At 47.1% G+C, this 19,308-nt stretch carries 20 protein-coding genes; 5 read left to right on the top strand and 15 right to left on the bottom strand.

All coding sequences use genetic code 11. The features are described 5' to 3' along the window. Positions 1–78 precede the first annotated feature (78 nt). The 11 genes from ACLVWU_RS16075 to fliL are packed head-to-tail and all read right to left on the bottom strand — an operon-like array spanning position 79 to position 10,008. Positions 79–909 carry a MinD/ParA family protein gene (locus ACLVWU_RS16075; RefSeq protein ID WP_413575903.1) on the bottom strand — a complete coding sequence of 277 codons (831 nt, stop codon included), beginning with the start codon at positions 907–909 and terminating at the stop codon, positions 79–81. After that, the gene (gene flhF / locus ACLVWU_RS16080; protein WP_413575904.1) at positions 906–2,360 is read right to left on the bottom strand and encodes a flagellar biosynthesis protein FlhF; all 1,455 of its coding nucleotides are present in this window, start codon (positions 2,358–2,360) and stop codon (positions 906–908) included. Before flhF ends, ACLVWU_RS16075 begins: the two co-directional genes overlap by 4 nt. Continuing rightward, on the bottom strand, positions 2,350–4,449 hold the full coding sequence (flhA, locus tag ACLVWU_RS16085; protein ID WP_413575905.1) for a flagellar biosynthesis protein FlhA: 2,100 nt from the start codon (positions 4,447–4,449) through the stop codon (positions 2,350–2,352). Before flhA ends, flhF begins: the two co-directional genes overlap by 11 nt. Continuing rightward, entirely contained in the window at positions 4,449–5,513 is a 1,065-nt protein-coding gene (flhB, locus tag ACLVWU_RS16090) for a flagellar biosynthesis protein FlhB (RefSeq protein WP_413575906.1), read from the bottom strand. The genes flhA and flhB overlap by 1 nt, the downstream gene beginning before the upstream one ends. 36 nt (positions 5,514–5,549) lie before the next feature. Continuing rightward, complete coding sequence (fliR, locus tag ACLVWU_RS16095) at positions 5,550–6,329, bottom strand: flagellar biosynthetic protein FliR (RefSeq protein ID WP_413575907.1); 780 nt, start codon at positions 6,327–6,329, stop codon at positions 5,550–5,552. Continuing rightward, positions 6,330–6,602, bottom strand: coding sequence for a flagellar biosynthesis protein FliQ (gene fliQ, locus ACLVWU_RS16100; protein ID WP_413575908.1), 273 nt, complete (start codon positions 6,600–6,602; stop codon positions 6,330–6,332). It lies immediately after the preceding gene. A gap of 8 nt (positions 6,603–6,610) precedes the next feature. After that, positions 6,611–7,369: a flagellar type III secretion system pore protein FliP gene (gene fliP, locus ACLVWU_RS16105; protein WP_413575909.1), complete on the bottom strand. Its 759-nt coding sequence runs from the start codon at positions 7,367–7,369 to the stop codon at positions 6,611–6,613. Next, positions 7,366–8,058, bottom strand: a complete 693-nt coding sequence (locus tag ACLVWU_RS16110) for a FliO/MopB family protein (RefSeq protein ID WP_413575910.1) — start codon at positions 8,056–8,058, stop codon at positions 7,366–7,368. The genes fliP and ACLVWU_RS16110 overlap by 4 nt, the downstream gene beginning before the upstream one ends. Before the next feature lie 10 nt (positions 8,059–8,068). Next, positions 8,069–8,443: a flagellar motor switch protein FliN gene (gene fliN / locus ACLVWU_RS16115; protein WP_413575911.1), complete on the bottom strand. Its 375-nt coding sequence runs from the start codon at positions 8,441–8,443 to the stop codon at positions 8,069–8,071. A gap of 8 nt (positions 8,444–8,451) precedes the next feature. Next, entirely contained in the window at positions 8,452–9,468 is a 1,017-nt protein-coding gene (fliM, locus tag ACLVWU_RS16120) for a flagellar motor switch protein FliM (protein WP_413575912.1), read from the bottom strand. 9 nt (positions 9,469–9,477) lie between these two features. After that, positions 9,478–10,008 (bottom strand): flagellar basal body-associated protein FliL, encoded by a 531-nt coding sequence (gene fliL / locus ACLVWU_RS16125; RefSeq protein WP_413575913.1) that lies wholly within the window; start codon positions 10,006–10,008, stop codon positions 9,478–9,480. 299 nt (positions 10,009–10,307) lie between these two features. On the opposite strand from fliL, the gene ACLVWU_RS16130 reads away from it, so the two are divergent. Both ACLVWU_RS16130 and ACLVWU_RS16135 read left to right on the top strand, forming a co-directional pair. After that, positions 10,308–10,625 carry a hypothetical protein gene (locus tag ACLVWU_RS16130; RefSeq protein WP_413575914.1) on the top strand — a complete coding sequence of 106 codons (318 nt, stop codon included), beginning with the start codon at positions 10,308–10,310 and terminating at the stop codon, positions 10,623–10,625. A 100-nt stretch (positions 10,626–10,725) separates the two neighbouring features. Next, positions 10,726–11,820, top strand: coding sequence for a DUF2914 domain-containing protein (locus tag ACLVWU_RS16135; protein WP_413575915.1), 1,095 nt, complete (start codon positions 10,726–10,728; stop codon positions 11,818–11,820). A gap of 7 nt (positions 11,821–11,827) precedes the next feature. On the opposite strand, the gene ACLVWU_RS16140 is transcribed toward ACLVWU_RS16135, so the two are convergent. Both ACLVWU_RS16140 and ACLVWU_RS16145 read right to left on the bottom strand, forming a co-directional pair. Then, on the bottom strand, positions 11,828–12,190 hold the full coding sequence (locus ACLVWU_RS16140; protein WP_413575916.1) for a DUF3565 domain-containing protein: 363 nt from the start codon (positions 12,188–12,190) through the stop codon (positions 11,828–11,830). Positions 12,191–12,209: 19 nt separating this feature from the next. After that, a complete protein-coding gene (locus ACLVWU_RS16145; protein WP_413575917.1) occupies positions 12,210–13,049 on the bottom strand; it encodes an inositol monophosphatase family protein in 840 nt (279 codons plus the stop codon). A 133-nt stretch (positions 13,050–13,182) separates the two neighbouring features. Here ACLVWU_RS16145 and ACLVWU_RS16150 point away from each other — a divergent pair, with 133 nt between their 5' ends. Both ACLVWU_RS16150 and ACLVWU_RS16155 read left to right on the top strand, forming a co-directional pair. Beyond that, complete coding sequence (locus ACLVWU_RS16150) at positions 13,183–13,965, top strand: SPOR domain-containing protein (RefSeq protein WP_413575918.1); 783 nt, start codon at positions 13,183–13,185, stop codon at positions 13,963–13,965. Positions 13,966–14,156: 191 nt separating this feature from the next. Further along, positions 14,157–14,825 carry an HdeD family acid-resistance protein gene (locus ACLVWU_RS16155; protein WP_413575919.1) on the top strand — a complete coding sequence of 223 codons (669 nt, stop codon included), beginning with the start codon at positions 14,157–14,159 and terminating at the stop codon, positions 14,823–14,825. A gap of 4 nt (positions 14,826–14,829) precedes the next feature. On the opposite strand, the gene ACLVWU_RS16160 is transcribed toward ACLVWU_RS16155, so the two are convergent. Further along, on the bottom strand, positions 14,830–15,435 hold the full coding sequence (locus ACLVWU_RS16160) for a hypothetical protein (protein ID WP_413575920.1): 606 nt from the start codon (positions 15,433–15,435) through the stop codon (positions 14,830–14,832). Beyond that, the gene (locus ACLVWU_RS16165) at positions 15,432–16,778 is read right to left on the bottom strand and encodes a hypothetical protein (RefSeq protein WP_413575921.1); all 1,347 of its coding nucleotides are present in this window, start codon (positions 16,776–16,778) and stop codon (positions 15,432–15,434) included. The genes ACLVWU_RS16160 and ACLVWU_RS16165 overlap by 4 nt, the downstream gene beginning before the upstream one ends. Before the next feature lie 219 nt (positions 16,779–16,997). On the opposite strand from ACLVWU_RS16165, the gene ACLVWU_RS16170 reads away from it, so the two are divergent. Then, entirely contained in the window at positions 16,998–19,298 is a 2,301-nt protein-coding gene (locus tag ACLVWU_RS16170; RefSeq protein ID WP_413575922.1) for an ATP-dependent helicase, read from the top strand. Positions 19,299–19,308 lie beyond the last annotated feature (10 nt).

Here is a 19,308-nt window from a genome sequence, read left to right on the forward strand (position 1 = left end):
TTTATCCCTCTTGAAGTCTATGTTAACAAACACCCAAGTGTGCTGAAAGTCCAATTCTGTATCGGACCAGTTGTTCGCTTATGCGACCCCTACCACTTGATCCCAAAACATCTGCATTCCTCCATTAGCTTCAATTAGCTTCGAGGAGTTTTCTATTTGAGCAGATATTTGACGAATCGCCTTGGATGATTCCGCACCGACATCGTGTCTCACAATGAGACGCTGCATTTGAGTTGCTTTTCTTAAAACTGCATCGTTTGGAACTGAGCCCCAGTAATCAAGACCTATGTACAGGAAGCGATTCACGACATCGTTGAATCGTTTGTACAAGCCAAGACCTTCTTCTTCATCGCGCACCTGATTACAGATGATCGAGAAGTGGTTCACTTTATAATTTTTGTTCAAAACTTTGATCAATGCATAGGCATCGGCAAAGCTGGAGGGATCCGGTGTGATTACGACACTTACTGATTGCGCTGCAGAGTTCAGAAATAAAACGTTTTCAGCAATCCCTGGTGCCGTATCGATCAACAGGAAGTCGAATCCCATTGGCAGTGAGCTAATCGCTTCAACCATCGCACGTCTTTCGAAGTGATTCAGGTTGTTGAATTCAACTACTCCGCTGCCACCCGGAATCAAAAAAACATCTTTGGAAACTTCCATCAGGATGTCTTTCATTTCCTTACGACCGGCAAGAATGTCGTGAATGCTGCCCTGGCTTTTTACGCCGAACATGATATCCACGTTCGCCATTCCCAAATCACCATCCAGGATCAAAACCTTTTTGCCTTTTTGCGCCAGGCTTAACGCCATATTAGCGACCAATGTGGTTTTACCCACGCCACCTTTTCCGGAGGTAATACTGATCGTTCTTGTACGATAGAGATCGAAGGTATTTAGACGACTCATACAGCCTCAGAATCCTGTTGTTTAAATCTGGTAATATTAAAAATCAAATCCAACAAACGCTCTTTGGTTGCGAACTCAAAATCCTCCGGAACACGGGAACCAATACCAAATGAATGAAGTGGGATATCAAAGCGCTTCATAAAGTTGTAGATCGTTCCGTGCTGTGTTGACTCATCCAAAGACGTGAAGATCACATCCTTATAGCCCATCACAGAGTAACGACGACCCAACTCGATAGCATCAGCATCCTTTGTATTCGACGACATAGTTAAATGAATATTGGCATTCAAAGCCTGAGGTGGCAAAAGACTGCGCAACATGTGAATCTCTTCATTGCTCTTCAAGCTTAAGCCCGTGAAATCCACCAACACGCAATCCACATTCGCCAGATAGCGCATCAGATTGCTCCAGTCATTTTGCGAGCGGATCACAGAAAACGGAACATTCAGGATTTGTGCATAGATCTTCATTTGATCAGCAGCGCCCACTTTGAAGGTATCGGTCGTGAAGATCGCAACCTTCTTACGCTCGCGAACCACCATATGGCTGGCCATTTTTATCAGAGCCGATGTTTTACCGGCGCCTGCAGGTCCCACGAAACAATGAATTTTACCTGCTGTGGGATTTTGGGAAATCTTGATGGCATCCAAAACATGGCGAGCAACGAATGCTTCCGCCAAGGCTTTGTTCTTCAATTTCAACGGCGGCAAAGTTTCCTGCGCCTGAGTCAGGATGTCCGCCGCGATTTCCGGAGCCATACCAGAGCGGGTCAGTTTTTCGAAAATTGAACTTAAATCATAGGAGATACCGTAGTCAGCACCCGGATGCCCGCCCACGAAAGTTTGCGGCATTTGCTGGAAATGCGTGATCACCTGTTTAAGGGAGGCAATTTCATTTTTCAAAGCCAGGATTTCCGCGGTGTCAGCGGCAGGTCGCGCGGGTGCAGACTTGACCGATACCCCTGGAGCTGGTTGTGCTGGTGCTGGAGCTGGAGCTGATTTTTTGGGTTGGAAATTTTGTTCTTGTTCCTGGAATGCGTGCAGGGCTCTTTGTGCCGCATTTTTTACCCGCTCTTCGGACATCTTTTGCTGACGCGCGTATTCGTTTTCATCTTCGATATCGATGTAACGGCGTTGCGTAATGGGTGCGGGAGCCTGGCTTTTTTGCACATGCTTTTCAACCATCTTGTGGATCAATTCTTTTTGTTGGCGAGCTGTGCTTGCCTGGAATCTTTCGCGATCCTGTTCACGCAAACGGGACTCTGCAAACTTCTTCTTTTGAAGAGTTTCCTCGGAAACCGCGGCCGTGATCTCCACGCTGCCCTCGCCGACCAAGCCAAAGCTTTTGTTGTTGTCGCGGGCAGAGAGGATGATGGCGTCAGGTCCCAATTGGGATTTAACCATCTCCAGAGCTTCTTTCATTGTACGTGCTTCAAATTTCTTAACCTGCATGGCTCATCTCCACTAGGGCAACCGATTGAACATCCGCGTCTGACGTCAACTCATTGTGCGAAAGCACAACCAGCTGAGGAATAAAACGCGAAGTCAGTTTGTAAATATGTCGACGGGAAGTCGGGCTGGTCAGCAGAATCGGCTGACTTGCCACTTCCGGATGATTTTCCACAGCGCGCGCGATCTCGTTGATCAGGCGATGAGCTGTGTTTGGATCCATTACCAACTGAACACCCTGCTCTGTTTGCAGAAGAGAGTTGGCAACAAGTTCCTCGATTACCGGATGCAATGTCATCACCGGGATGTTACCTTGCTCCGTAGTATATTTTGCAGTGATTCCACGAGCCAAAGATCTGCGAACAGCTTCGGTCAACACTTCAATATCTTTAGTGCGTGGAGCTTCATCAGCCAGTGTTTCAAAGATGGTCAACAAGTTACGAATAGAGACCTGCTCTTTAAGCAGCCCTTGCATAACACGAACCACTGACCCCAGGGACATAAGATCCGGAATAAGTTCTTCCACCACTTTCGGATGAGACTTCTTGAAGTTTTCCACCAATGATGCCGCTTCCTGACGACCCAACAGTTCGTGAGCGTGAGAGCGGATGATCTCGGTCAAGTGAGTGGCCATAACTGTTGGCAAGTCCACCACTGTGTAACCAGCGATCTCGGCATCTTCTTTGCGATTCGGAGAAATCCAAAGAGCATCCAACCCGAACGCCGGCTCCTTGGTTTTAATACCATCGATATTTTCAGTAACGTTTCCTGGATCCATCGCTAACATCGCGTCAGGACGAAGCATACCGCCACCAACTTTGTTGCCTTTGATCATCAAACGATACTCGCCCGGCGCCAATTGCAAGTTGTCACGAATGTGAATACTTGGAACAACGATCCCCAAATCCAACGCAAACTGCTTACGGATACTGACGATACGCTCAAGCAAATCACCGCTTTGATCAGATTCGACGATACTGATCAAACCATAACCCACTTCCAATTCGACCATATCGACTGGAAGCATGCTTTCGATGTTTTCTTTTTTCGGAGCAACGGCTTGCGTTTCCAAAGCTTTCTTTTCTGCAGCAACAGTTTCAGCTTTGTACTTCTTAAGAACCCAGGAAGTTCCGCACAACAGACCACCCATCAACAAGAAAGGAACTGTTGGAAGTCCTGGTACCAACCCCATAAGGATTAGTACGCCACCGGACACCATGACAGCACGTGGATTGACCAAAAGTTGGCTGGTAACCTCTTCACCCATGTCTTTGTCAGAGTTGGATGTGCGGGTTACGATCATACCGGCAGCGGTAGAAATGATAAGTGCCGGGATCTGTGCCAGCAAGCCGTCACCGATCGTCAACATCGTGTAGTACTTTGCAGCGGTACCGACATCCAAACCTTTTTGGATCACCCCGATACCCAAACCACCAATGATATTGATCAATGTAATAATAATACCCGCGATGGCATCACCACGTACGAACTTCGAAGCACCGTCCATGGAACCGAAAAAGTCAGCTTCCTGTTCGATTTGCTTACGGCGTTTACGGGCTTCAGCTTCTGTGATGTGACCGGAATTCAATTCCGCATCAATCGACATCTGCTTACCTGGCATCGCATCCAAGGTGAAACGTGCAGCGACTTCGGCTACGCGTCCAGAACCCTTGGTGATTACCATGAAGTTGATGACGATCAGGATTGCAAACATGATGAAACCGATGACGTAATTTCCACCGACAACGAAGTTCGCGAACGAGGCGATAACGTGACCGGCTGCCTGCTCACCTTCGTGACCGTGAGTCAGGATCAAACGGGTTGTCGCCACATTCAGAGACAACCGAAACAAGGTCGTCATCAAAAGAAGTGATGGGAAAGATGTAAAATCAAGTGCGCGTTCGGTATAGATACTTACAAGCAAGATCAAAATACTGATCGCCAATGAGAACGTCAGGGAGATATCCAGAATTGCCGGTGGCAATGGAATAATCATTACCGCCAAAATCGCCAAGATACCGAATGCAATGAACAAGTCGGTATTCTTAGTAATCTTCTCGAATCTCTTAAGAAATTGAAAAATGTCGTTCATTATCTTTTCTTCCTACGCAAACGATAAACATATGAAAGCACTTCCGCCACCGCGACAAACAAATCCCGTGGAATCACTTGACCAATTTTCATGGTCTTAAAGATCGTTCGGGCCAGAGGCTTGTTTTCCACGATGGGAATGTTGTTCTCTCTGGCAATTTCCTTGATCTTTTCTGCAACAAAGTCAGCGCCCATTGCCACCACCTGAGGTGCCGGCAGGTTGTCTGAATACTTCAGAACAACCGCAATATGCGTCGGATTCGTGATCACAACGTCGGCCGTCGGGACATCAGCCATCATACGCTTGGAGGCCATTTCCCTTTGGATACGACGAATGCGCGATTTGACCATGGGATCACCCTCGCGCTGCTTGTGCTCTTCTTTCACTTCCTGTTTGGTCATCATCATTTTCTTTTCAAGGTCCCAGCGTTGATAGAAGTAGTCGGCACCCGCAAGTACCAGCATGATTCCACCAACCCCACCCAAAAGCTTTGCGACGATCGCGCCAATGTAAGTGCAGATTTGTTCAATCGAGAAACTCATCATGTATGGAATCTGATGAACTTCCCCACGTAACAAGAAATACAAAACAACACCAATGGCACCCATTTTAAGAATGCCTTTTACCGCTTCCATCACCGCGCGAAGACTCATGATACGCTTCATGCCTTCTACGGGATTCAGTTTGTTCGGATCCGGAGTCAATGCATCTTCAACCTGCAAAAATCCGATTTGCGCAATTGTCGATGCAGCACCCAACAAACCAGCGATCCCCATAACGGGAGCAATCAAAATCAATGTCTTCTCTCCGTTCATACGAAGAGCCTCTGTGAAGTTGCCCGTGCGAATGGTAGTAACCAAATCAGGGCCGAAGGAATAAAGGAACAGGTCATAGAAATTTTTGAAAAAGAAGCGACCCAAGGCATACACGCCACCGGCAGCTGCCAACAACAATACTGCTGTAGCCAACTCCTTGGATTGCGCGACGTTACCTTGCTTGCGAAAGTCTTCCCGTCTGGCGTCCGTTGCCTCTTCGGTTTTTTCGCTGTCGTTTTCCCCTGACACTTAGTTCCTTCCTAGAACTTCATCTCTTCTAAAATACTACAATGCTTTCATTACTTTGAACAGTTCAGTGGCCGTGATTTCGACCAGACCGTTCATCTCTAAAATCATTAATGGCAAACAAATGAAAACCACTGTCATACCGATCATGATCGTCACTGGCATACTCGTAACCAGGACGTTGATCTGGGGAACTGCTCGTCCCAAAATACCCATCGCCAGATTGACCAACAGAATCGTCACCAACACTGGCGCACACATTTTGATTGTTAAAATAAATGCCGTTTGTCCGAACGCCGCAATCTCACCAAAGGGACCAATATTCAGACTCATAGAACTTACAGGAACCAAAGTATAACTTTCGACGATGGCACGGATCAGAATATGGTGACCGTTAATTGCCAGAAACACGAGGGTGCCCAAGGTAGAGTAAAAGGATTCAAGCGCATTCCCTGTCGTGCCAAGTAGTGGATTGTACATCTGACCTGCAGACAAACCCACGCTCATCGCAGTCAGGTCACCCACCATAGAGACAATGAAAAAGAAGATCCGGGTTAAAAAGCCCAGTGACAATCCCACGATCAATTCACGCACCGCTAAGGACACGATTTCATTGGAGATAACCAGGTAGTCGATGTTGCCGATTTTAACCACCGGAAACAGAAGAACACTCAGAACAATCGACAGCAAAATCTTAACTGGCGTGGGAATAGTTTCAGAACCAAAGAAGGCAGATGCCACCACAAAGGAAATCATGCGCAGGAAAACCAGCGCAAATAGCAAAAGCTGTCCTTCTGTGTAGGCCGCCCAATTAAGCATCTATTCCCTTACCATCGCTGGGATATTTTCAATCAAAGTCGATGTGTAGCTGGTTAGAACATCCATCATCCACGGACCCGCAAGAACAATCACCGCAGCAACCACGATCATTTTTGGAATGAACGTCAATGTTGCCTCATTGATCTGAGTCAATGCCTGGAAAATACTGACAGCCAAACCCACAACCAGCGTGCTGATTAAAAGGGGCGCTGCAAGCATTGCCGTTGTACGTAAAGCATCCTGACCTAATTTAATAACCAAATCTTCAGTCACGTTTCACCTCAACCGAAACTTTTTACCATCGAACCGATCAGCAAACCCCAACCGTCGACAAGTACGAAAAGCATAATTTTAAATGGCAAGGAAATCACAATTGGCGGAAGCATCATCATACCCATCGCCATCAAAACGCTGGATGCAACGATGTCGATAACCAGGAACGGAAGGAATATGATAAATCCGATCTGGAACGCCGTTTTTAGTTCAGACACCACGAACGCCGGAACCAGAACCATTGTGGGAACTTCCGCGCGGGTCTTCGGTTTTTCAACCTTGGATAGTTTTACGAACAACGCCAGATCCGAATCACGAGTCTGGTTGAACATAAACTTACGCAGCGGAGCCAGGGAGTTTTCAATAGCCTGATCCTGGGAGATCGTACCCTTTAAGTAAGGCTGCACACCGTTAACGTTGATCTCGTTGAATGCCGGTTGCATTACAAAGAAAGTTAAGAACAAAGACAAACCGATCAACAATTGATTCGGTGGCATCTGTTGCACACCCATCGCTTGTCTAAGGAAAGACAAGACGATGATAATGCGGGTAAAACCCGTCATCATGATCAGGATCGCCGGCGCCAAAGTCAGCACCGTCATAATCAAAACTAATTTAATTGCATTCACTACTTCATTTGGATTCTCTGAAGTTTTAAAACCCAAATTCACCGTTGGCAAAGTTACCTGCGCAAACGCATGTGAGCTCGTCAACAACACCAGCGGAAGCAGAATCAAACTCCACAGAGTCAGTTTCTTAAAATTCACTGAAAATTCCTCATGCCTTTCAAACGTTTGGAAACGATGTCTTTAATACCGCTGATCGCAAACTCATCATCTGCATCCTGATCTTTTGCGCGGGTTTTAAAGCTGACACGAGCTGCTGGTTCTTCAGTTTCCTCTTCTTGATCTTCAACGAACGAACCCATAACTTTACCGAAACTTTTTGGCGCCTCTTCAGGCACTTCATCATCAATCAATGACAACGATTTGATCATAGAGATGTTGTGATCTGTCACACCGATCAGAATGGACTCGCCCGCAACGCGAACGATAGCCAAACTTCTTTTAGGCCCAAGGTAATGCTGTTGCAAAACCTTGATCTGCGTTTGATGTTTTCTTTCTTTTGGCACCGAGTACTTGCGCAAAAAGATAAATGCGCCACAGCCCACAGCTCCCAGCAAAGACAAAGTCAACAGAATGCGGAACCAGCCGGAGCCATCCGCCGCAGAGTTCTTTTGCTTTTCCAGATTAAGTGGAATCTCTGACTCTTTACGGTTGTCAACTTTAGGCAGATCTTTAGCCGCCACTGCATCAGCAACCGGGGCTGTCGCCGCAGTCTCAGTATTAACTTCCGCAGACACAGCAGCCGGAGCCGCCTCAGAGGTAGGGGCCTCTTGCTCTGCCGCTTGGGCAGTCACGGAAATCACAAAAAGAAGAGAAAGAATCCACTTCATCAAAAACCTCTTACTTCAGCTGCTCTACGCGTTCAGCCGGAGAAATAATATCAGTCAAACGAACACCGAACTTCTCATTCACCACCACGGCCTCGCCGCGCGCGATCAACTTGTCGTTCACGTATACTTCCATTGGCTCACCAGCCAATTTGTTCAGTTCAATAACGCTACCTTGAGTCAGATTCAAAAGTTCACTGACCGGCATTTTCGTACGGCCCAGTTCCACTGTTACTTTTAATGGAATGTCCAAAATCAGATTCAGATTTCTGTCTTTGGTTAAAGAACCCGCGCTGGATTCCTTTTTGGAAGCCGCACCTTCAGCCGCCATTCCGGAAGCTTCCGCCATTAACTGATCTGCCAAATCGTCCAATTTATCGTCTGTCATTTATCCCCCTACTTGATTACCGGACGAGTCACTTGGACAGCCACGGTTCCATGATGTATTCCGTAATAACCTAAAAACTTTTTAACGCCTTCAACTTCAACTTCGAACTCACCAGTGGCATCCTGATCCAGAGGAATTACATCCCCCACTTTCAGACCCATCATGTCGCGAAGCTTGATCTCGGTTTCACCCAAGTTCACTTTGATTTCCAAATCTGTTTCCAAAAGCTGTTCCTGAATTGTGGAAGTCCACAATTTCTTGTCAGTCTGGTCAGATTCAACCTGGAAACCAGTGGATAATTTTTGTTTGATTGGTTCAATTGTCGCATAAGGAATAACGATCGAAACCGTTCCTGATGCATTTTCAAGCTCCACGTCAAACGTGGATGCGATAACCACGTCTGTCGGAGGCACGATACCTACGAACTGTGGATTCACTTCGGTACGAACAAAAGAGCAACCGATTTTTTCAACAGAAGCCCAGGCAGTTTCAAGATCGTTGATCGCCAGACCCACAACCTTTTGCACGATCTGAAGTTCGATCGGTGTAAAATCCTTACCGTCAATTTTTGTATAAGGACGATCCGCACCACCAAAGAAACTGTCCACTAATGCGTAAGCCAGTTTACTTTCGATAACGAACAATGCCGAACCGCGCAGATTACCAAAACGCAGTACGCACATGCACGTTGGCATGGGCAATGTATTGATGAACTCGCCGAATTTCAGGAACTCGGTACCCGTCAAAGTGATCGACGCGATTTTGCGAAGAGCAGATGATAGGGAAACACGGAAGGCTCTCATGAATTTTTCGTAGATAACTTCCAACTGGGGCAAGCGACCACGGATAATACGGTCCTGACTGGTCAAATCATAAGATATAATCTTACGTTCTTCGACCTTGCCATTACCGCCACCACCGGAACCACCATCGTCGGACTTCGGTGCGTCTGAAGATGCAACATCCCCGTCGGAAACCGCGGCTAGTAACGCATCAACTTCACTTTGTGAAAGAACCTGATTCATAGTCCTGCCTTAGTTATAAAGGAACTCAGTAAACAACACGTTCGAAATCTTCCCTTGAACCAGGAATGAGTTAATCGTGTCTTTAATTTCATTCTTCAAGCTGTCACGACCTTCACGAGTCGAGACTTCTTCATAAGTTTTGGAAGAAAGAATAATAATAATGATGTCGCGAATTTGCGCTTTGCGCTTATCGATCTCTTCTGCGGCTTTATCGCCCTTCAGTTCAAGCTCGATATTCACTTTGGCGACACGACGACCTTTGGAGCCCGCCAAATTAACGATGAATGTTTCCAACGGAACAACCTTACCGACGACTTCTTTTTCTTCGGCAGCTTCTTTGTGTTGCGTTTCGGCTTCACCTTTAATCACGTCTTCAATCTTTGGCTCAGCGGCTTCTTTTTGTTTGCCTTTATAAAGCATAAAGCCCACGCCTGCGACGATGAGCATATTGATCACTGCCAAAGCAATGAGAAGTATAGGCTTTTGTCCTGAACCGCCTGATGATGCTGCTTCTGCGGCTGGCGCATTTTCTTCTGCCATTCATCCTCCATGATGAACGACCACAATATGGGAGTGGTCTCATGGAACATCTAAGCAACTGCAATGCCAACAGGCCCTCGGTCCAGTCACAAATCCTGCAGTCCAACATATTTGATTACAGGCAAATTTTGCCTCCCCGGAAAATGTTTCCATCCAAAATTTTTATGACGGGAGTCAAAGAATTGGCGAAGCTTCTTTGACTGCTTGTCGACAGTCACAGACCTAGGTCCATGGTGACAGCCAGCGATCAGGTTCATAATAGTGGTGGGTCCAAGCCCTTAAATAGGAAGGAGTTCTTTATGGACAACCAACAACCAAATCAATCCGTGGGAGGCCTTCAATCGAAATACGGCGAATTATCATCTGCTTTAAAAAGCCAGTTCGCCAATCTGAACCTTTCAGAAGCCCAGATCAAGGATGCCCTAAAAAGTCCTGACGATCTGGTAAATCTGATCTGTGATAAAACCGGCATGTCGAAAGAAGCTGCCCGAGAAAAAGTTCATTCCTTAATGGCTCAATACAATATCTCTGATGACCAGGCAAAAAGCTTTATGGCCCGCATGGGTGATAAAGTAGAACACGGTATTGATGCAATTAAGTCAAAATTCAGCCACTGATCCCCGTAGGTGCTGGATGAGTTTAACTGGAAAGTCTCCCTCTGATTCAGGGAGGCTTTCTTATTGGATTTCCTGAAGCACCTTGGATAACATTGAATCCATGACAACATTGAAACAACGTCTTCTGGATTACTACGAGAAAAATGAAGCCAAAGTAGATATCGCCTTTTTCCTGGGCGGATTTCTTTTTGACGTCCTGACCCTTTCAGATGTGGACGATCCCTTAAGCATCGTTCAGCAAATTGTCTATCTGGGAGTCATCGGCCTGATTCTGTTTTACGACTTCCTTTCCACTCATGGCCTGACACAAATCAACTCGCGCATCAACAAATATTGGGAGTATCGCAATCTGGCGGTGCATTTCCTGTTGGGAAGTCTGCTGAGTGTCTACTCTCTGTTCTTCCTGAAAAGTTCGTCGATTTTTTCTTCGATCGTGTTTGTCGGCCTCATGATGGGTATCATGGTTGCCAACGAATTAAAAAGTGTACAGAAAGCCGCGGTGGATCTGAAAGTCGGCCTCTATGTGATCTGTCTTTTTGCGTTTTTCTCGATGACAATTCCAGTGCTGGTAGGCTTTGTTGGGATCACTACGTTCCTGGCATCCATCGCGCTTACCGGTGCGGTGGTGTACGGAGCATTTAGACTTCTGAACAAAAAAGTCGAAAACAAGAAGATACTTCTTAGAACTCTGGCCATGCCTGGATTCAGTGTTCTGGGACTATTTGTAATTTTATACTTCATCGGCTGGATTCCACCGGTACCCCTGACCGTCCAAAACATGGGCATCTATCACGGCATCGAGAAATCAGAGGGCAAGTATCTGCTGTCTCACGAAAACCCATCCTGGAGATTCTGGAAAACCGGCGATCAGGAATTCCTGGCAGAACCTGGCGATAAAATTTACTTCTTTGCTCAGATTTATTCACCAGCCCGTTTTGATGATTCCGTTATTGTGCATTGGTATTACAAAGACCCGCGCCAGGGCTGGATCAGTACCGACAAAGTGCCCATGAGAATTTCTGGTGGTCGTAAAGAAGGTTTCCGCGGTTTTTCAGTCAAACAGAATTACACATCTGGCGAAGGCCGCATCAGCGTGGAAACCACAGATGGTCGGGAGATCGGTCGCATTTACTTCAATGTCATGAAAACCGATCAAACTTCCCCGACGCGAACTTTCACCACTGACGTAATGTAAAAAAATTCTAAGCAAGCTTTCGAGAGGAGGCTTGCAGGATCTCTCCGATCGCCGCTGTCTCCAATGACGACAGAGCCACTTCCCAGCGTCCTTCATCGCAGAGCCCGCTGATACCGGCAGATTCATAAGATTCATTCAGTGTCGCACGCAACTTCGGAACCAGCGCCTTTAAAAAGCGCTCAGCCAATTCATCACAAACTTTACATTCAAACTCAGTCCCAAGATGACCTTCACGACCTTCAACAGTCGTGACCCACTCACGCTCCATCCACGGCGGATCATGCCGTACGTGTTGCACATGCCCGCACTCCAGTTTTGCAACCCAGTGGTTTTCTGTATCAACGAGGTAGCCGACAATTTGCTGCTTCATGTTTACCTCTATACCAAACTTAGTTGGTCTCCTTGCTGATATACGGAGCCAGTGCACTTTGCAGCTGCTTTACGATAGCCGGATGTCCCGCGATGATGGAGTTCTTGTATGGAGTGTATTTGTCTCCGCGGTAAGTTGTCACACTTCCACCAGCTTCTTCAACCAACAAAATTCCCGCAGCTGAATCCCAGGGCTGAATATTTCTTTCCCAATATCCGTCAAAAACTCCACGAGCCACTTGCGCCAAATCATAAGCTGCAGCACCAGGTCGGCGTACACCACGAACTTTGCGAACAACATCAGTGAAAATTTTCAGTTGTTCAGAAATCACGTGTTCGTGTTCTGCCACAAAACCCGTTGCCAGCAGGGCATCTTCGAGCTTGTCGTTTTTAGTGATGGAAAGTTTGCGACCATTTACGAAAGCGCCCTCACCACGAATCGCAGTGTAAGTTTCGTTAAGCATCGGCACATCAATAACTGCGAGTTGAATCTGTCCGTTAATTTCCAAACCCAAACTGATACAGAAAATCGGAAAGCGATGAATGTAATTCGTTGTTCCATCCAAAGGATCCAGAATCCAACGCCCGCGCGCTCCTGCCGTTTCCCACTGGACTTTCGCCCCAGCAGCAAAGGATTCCTCGCCAAGGAACTCTATGTCAGGAAAATTTTTCTTTAAGTAATCCGAGATGACTCGCTCTGATTCTTTGTCGGCCTCTGACACAAGTCCAGCCTGGAATTTATGTTCGATGTGCTCTAAGTTACCGAAATAATTGAGAAGCACTTCTCGTCCTAAGCTGACTGCTTTGATTGCCGTACCTAAGACCTGCTTCCAATCCCTTGATTTTACGCTGTTTTCCACGCTGAACCCCTAAGTCAGGACCGTCAGATGATTGACCGATTCCAGGACTTAAAGCTACCATGGATGTAAGGCCAAAGGAAGGGCCCGAAACTTAAGCATTTACGCGGGTTTTAACACTATGAGGATTCAAAAAATGGCAGCGAAATCAGATACGGTTGTAAAACTAGTGATAGTTTTGTTCATCTCTCTACTTTCCTTTTCGGTAGGTCTGTTTGCCGGCAAGAACTTTAGTGACAACCAACACACGATTTCACAACTTGAGCCTCAAAAAGCCGGCGCAACTCGCGAAGTGGCTTCTGAGCACGGTGCAACTGCTACAGAAACTAAATCTGGCGCAATGACAGACGAAGAAATTGCTAAACTTGCTGAAGAGTTTGTTGCTGACGAAACTCCTGCTGCAACTACTGCAGCTCACGGTGAAGGTCACGGCGAGGTAGCCGCGCACGCTCCAGCAGCCCATGGCGCAGCAGCTCCGGCGGCAGCGACTGCACACGAGGCAAAAGTGGATGCACACGGTGCTCCAGCTAAAACGGTTACTAAAGAAGAACCTTCATCTGTTGCTAAAGAATTGGCTGCTGGAAAAGCTCCGCAAACTCGCACAGCTCCAGTACCTGCAAAAAAAGAGGAAACACGTATTCCTTCTTCTTTGCCAAAAGATGTTGCGCAATACTCAGTTGGCAAATTCACAGTGCAAGTTGCCGCTTACGCTGATGAAGCTGAAGCTCAAAAATTTGCTTCTGACTTGAAAACCAAGGGCTACAGCGCATTCTATGTGCCTGCAAACATCAAAGGTAAAACTTGGTACCGTGTCAGCGTAGGTCAATTTGCAACTTCCAAAGAAGCTGCTTCCTACAGATCTGAATTGTTGACGAAGGCAAAAGTATCCTCTGCCATCGTTCAAAAAATCACTGAGTAATCTTCCTGACTCAGAACTCGCGAAGAAGCCTGCGCTCATCCCGCAGGCTTTTTTTATTCCCGACTCTTGTCCATTTCATATATTCCAAAGTCCGTTGTGACCAGTGTCGACGATCACAACCTCCAATTCCCACTTGGTATTCCCCGAAAGCAAGCTCATCCTGAATGCAACATCAATGATGGAGGCTTTTCATGAGCAGGAAATCCACTCGCTTGATTTTGACAGGTGCTATCTATGCTGTGCTGGGAGTCGTGGCATTGTTGTTCGCATCAGCAACAACTCTGGCAGCAGTTCTGACATTGTCTGCGGTTCTTGCCATCGGCGGTATCGCACAGATAATTTACGGAATCCAAGGGCGCAAGACTGGTCAGCTATGGCCTCATGTCGGCTTGGGTTGTCTGGCTTTCGTGTGTGCGGTTCTAATTGCCAGAGATCCCTTCGTAAACACGATGATTTTCACACTGATGATTGGTTTCTATTTGCTTGCGAGTGGGCTATCCAAAGTGATCGGGGCCACCATCGAACGATCCACGGGCTGGGGATACTATTTAGCAAATGGACTTGTTTCACTTCTCCTTGCAGCCATCGTCTTATACAACTATCCACTTTCATCCTTCTGGACGATCGGAACTTTCGTGGGAGTAGATTTACTTTTCGGTGGTTTAAGTCTGGTGGGCTTGGGTTATGCCCTTCGTAAAAGCCGCCAGGAAGTGGTACAAAATATGAATTCATTGCTACCTGAGACTTACGATGAAATTGAGTATGAATACTTTCACAAGCAAAGTGCTGAGATGGAAGATTCACATAGTGGCAGTGGCAAACCGGATCGTGATAAAGACAGCGAACCGACTTTACATTAACGAATTACCACGAGTAGTAAAAACCTGCACGTGCAACACCGCCAAAAGTGGGATTCGGATCAAACTCCTGTCCCATCAAACCCCGGCCTTCAACTGCGGCGACTACACCAAAGCTTTTCACAAAGTCATAAGAGACATCGGCGCCAGCGGCAAAACCGCCCATCATTTTGGAACCGGTGCTATCGGTTTGCGTGGTACCAGACAAAGTTGTTGTAACGTTTTCGGTATATGTACCCAAACCACCCGCACCATAAACAGACAAACGCAAAGCTTTACTTTGTTGCTGTCTCCACAAATGCCAGCGCCCCCACAGCAGCAACTCTGAATGTTCACGTTTAATATTCAGAGTGGAATTACCAGAGGACTCATCGAATTTAGAATATTCAAATAAAATGGACCAGGCTGTTGCACGATATGCAAAACTCAAATTCTGCGGTTTTTGCTCGAGCCAATTTCCCGCGGAGTCTTTTTCATAGCGCATCTCCATCGCCAGCGGATACACCTGAAACTGATTTAAATCCGGAACAAGTGCAGGTCTTTTCATGCGCGACTGCTGGGCAAATGCTCCCACAGTCACTAACAATGACAATACCACGACGAGGATTCTCATTTCTTATCCCCGGAGATTTCAAAACGATTGTTTTTATTCACGCAGGATTTTACAGATGCGGTTTCTGCTGAGTTCAGCACTTCAACCAGGAACTGACATTCCTTTTCGTTCATATCCGGAATTTGCGAAGCAAAAACTTCAAGGAATCGTGTTGGCGGATAGTAAATGTTAGCTTCATTATCCACAAAGTCCTGACGAAAAACCGGCAGAGTGGACACGATCCAAGTTGCGACCTTAAGGCGCATTTCCCCAGCATCCACACCACGCGCTTCCGCGGATTTATCTGAAAACAGCTTCAACAAACGCGAATACTTCGTGCCCAGGCTGTAAGCCATGTCGCGCATGTATTCTTCATAGGTTTGACGGGAATTAAAATTAACATAGCTTGCAGAGATGTCGCGCAGACGATCCGCAGATACAAGTCCAACAACTTCATACTCCCCAATATTCAAAGAGCGCTGTAGTTTAAAATCTGGCAAAGAGGACGAGATAAAATCCGGATCACCTGTATAGGCCCAGCCCCAGAAATCAGCAAGCCCCTCATTCAATCCACGGTGCAAGTAACGGTTGTAGTAACGCTTTACCAATTTCTCTGAAACTGTAACTTCACGGCCTTTACCAATCTTCAAGCCACCACCAACACGCACACTGGGCGTTGCATGATCGCTCTCGTCAGTGATACCCGCGGCCTTAAGAAACTGCACACGGTCATGATTGGAACCGGTATTTACACTCTGCTCCCCCGCTGGGTCGCTAAAATCTTTCATCACCAATTTGTAGTAAAGCGAATGGAAATGCTCATGAGCTAAAATTCCACCATTCACCGCGATGGGCAGATTTTGGTGAGTGTAAGGCACGATCAAAATTGAGTCTGTCGATCCGTCGTAAAGTGCATTGTTCACCAAGCCACTGGCCTCGCGAACGGCGACACCGATGTCACGCGGCCAACGATTCACGCCACCGGCTCCCACGGCTTCATCCATCTTTGCCAGGTTCTGCATGTGAGCGTAGATCACCACAAGCTGCTGGCTTTGCTCGTTTGTAGGAACGTATTTATCGTCTGAGTTTTTGATGAAACGCCCTTGTGGAGCAGGACCGTTCAAGCGGTTGTCCAAGATACGCGGACTGATAAAAAAGCGAACAAAACGTCCGGAAACCTCGCGCAGGTTATCCAATCCTGAAAGCTCGATGAACTTCAGGGAGACACCACTCTTGCTATCGTTCATAGGAGCAAGAACCTGAACGGAGCCAGAAACCTGGGACGTATTTTCCTGACCTGAGCATGCCGTGACAGCCAGAGCCAATAAAATTACGGATGTGATTTTAGGAAGAACAAGCTTCACAAAGTCCTCTCCAGGCTCTATAAAAAACGGAGCCACGCCGGGTCTTCGACCGAATGCGTTATAGTTTTAGCGGAAGTTCACAAAAAACTCAATGATAACTTAGGGATAGACAAACTTTGTCAGTCCCACTAAAACTTCGACAGTCGCCTCCGCTAAAGCTTCGGCGCCCCCAGCCCGCTGGGGTATCCGACAGAGGCCCGCCGGGATTAGGAGCAGTACGTGGATGTATTGGAATTTGTTACTAAAAATTTGAATCCTGCGCAGAAGGATGCGGTTGAGACTCTTGAGGGGCCCGTATTGATCTTGGCTGGAGCCGGCTCCGGGAAAACTCGCGTTCTTACCCACCGCATGGCAAACATGATCGGCAACGGTGCTGCGAGCCCCGAAGAAATCCTGATGGTGACCTTTACGAATAAGGCTGCCAAGGAGATGGAACATCGTATTTACAAGCTTTTGACCGAGCTTCAAGTCCCCGTTCACAGTCAACTTTGGATTTCCACGTTCCATAGTTTCTGTGTGCGTGTTCTTCGTCAGCACATCACTCTTTTGGACTACAAACCCTTCTTTGGAATCTATGATTCGTCAGACACGCTTTCACAAATCAAGAAGGTGATGACGGCGCTAAACATCAACGACAAAATCTATCCCGCAAAAAACTTCCAGGGTCGCATCAGCAGTGCGAAAATGATGGGTTTGAATCCCGAGCAATTCGAAAAAGGCAATAAGCGCCTGATGGATCAAAAAACTGTCGAGGTTTACAAGGCCTACGAAGCTGAAATGAAGAAGGCAAACAGTCTGGATTTCGATGATCTTCTGATGAAGACCTACGAACTTTTCCGCATGTATCCGGATATTCTGGCTCAGTACCAGCAAAAATTCCGCTTTATCATGGTGGACGAGTATCAGGATACCAATCACATCCAATATCTTCTGGTACAGATGCTGGCCAAAGCCCATCGCAATCTGTGCGTGGTCGGTGACGAGGATCAATCGATCTACTCATGGCGTGGTGCGGATATTAAAAACATTCTGGATTTTGAAAAAGACTTCCCTGAAGCGAAAGTCGTAAAGCTAGAGGAAAACTACCGATCATCAGCGAACATTGTGAATGCGGCAACCGCCGTGATCAAAAACAATTCGCAACGAAAAGACAAAACTCTTTTCACCTCCAATCAAGAGGGTGATTTGATCAATGTGCGCGAAGAGCGCAATGAATACGACGAAGCCAAGTTCGCTGCCAAAACCATTCAGACCATGATCAACGATGGTGAAGGCTCTTACAACGACTATGCGATTTTCTATCGCACGAATGCTCAGTCCCGCGTCCTTGAGGAACAACTGCGCACGACGGGAATTCCTTACCGCCTGGTCGGTGGTGTGCGCTTCTATGAGCGCATGGAGATCAAGGACATCCTTTGCTACCTGAAACTTTCAATCAATCCGGCAGATGACATCGCTTTTAAGCGCGTGATCAATGTGCCGGCTCGCGGGATCGGTAAAACCACTGTCGAAAAATTGGAAGAACTGGCTCATCAAAAGAATATGACTTTGATGGAAGCCGCAGAAAAAGCCGTGAATGAGCGTCTGCTGCCTGCGGGCACCACAGGAAAGATTCGCAGATTCCTGGACATCATGGGCGAGCTGCAAGTGAACGCAACTTCATTCAAGCTGACTGATTTTTATCATATCGTTTTGGATCGTACTGAATACCTAGCGGCTTTGAAGAAAGATGAATCTCCAGAAGCCCAGGCTCGTATTGAAAACTTAGAGGAACTTGATAACGCCATCGCGCAGTTCGCAAAAGAGCGCGGTGAAGAGTCCACTTTGACCAGCTTCCTTGAGGAAATGGCCTTGGTGAATGATGTGGATTCCCTGGATCAAGAGCAAAACTCTGTGACCATGATGACCCTGCATATCTCCAAAGGTTTGGAGTTTCCATACGTCTTTGTGGTGGGTCTTGAGGAAAATCTGTTCCCAAGCTCCCGCAGTGCTGAATCAGAGGACAAGGATGACGTGGAAGAAGAGCGTCGCCTAGCTTATGTAGGAATGACCCGCGCCCGCCAAAAACTGTGGCTGACCTATGCAAAAATGCGCCGCGTTTGGGGGCAGGAACAATTCAATCCCCCTTCCCGCTTCCTTAAGGAAATTCCGACTCAGTTCGTGAACTTTAAATCGGCGGCGGCAGAGGCACCTCGCTTTGTTTCACGCTATGGCACTAGTGGCAGCAATTCGGATGAATACTTCCCAAGCGCCTGGTCTTCGTCTGGTTCTGGTGATCGCAATAAACCGCGCACTGGGGGCGATGACTTCGATACCCAGGACTTTCCGGATTACGATGATATGGATTCCTCCAGCAAGAGTTCTTACTCTAAGGGCATGCGCGTCCGCCACCCTACTTTTGGAGTCGGTACCGTTTATGCGACCGAGGGAGCCGGAGATAACCTTAAAGTCAGCGTTATGTTCACCGACAATACAGTTAAAAAGTTTGTCGCGAAGTACGCGCGTCTTGAAAGAGTTTAATAGAATAGGG

This window comes from Bdellovibrio sp. HCB290, assembly GCF_047305925.1.
GTDB lineage: Bacteria > Bdellovibrionota > Bdellovibrionia > Bdellovibrionales > Bdellovibrionaceae > Bdellovibrio.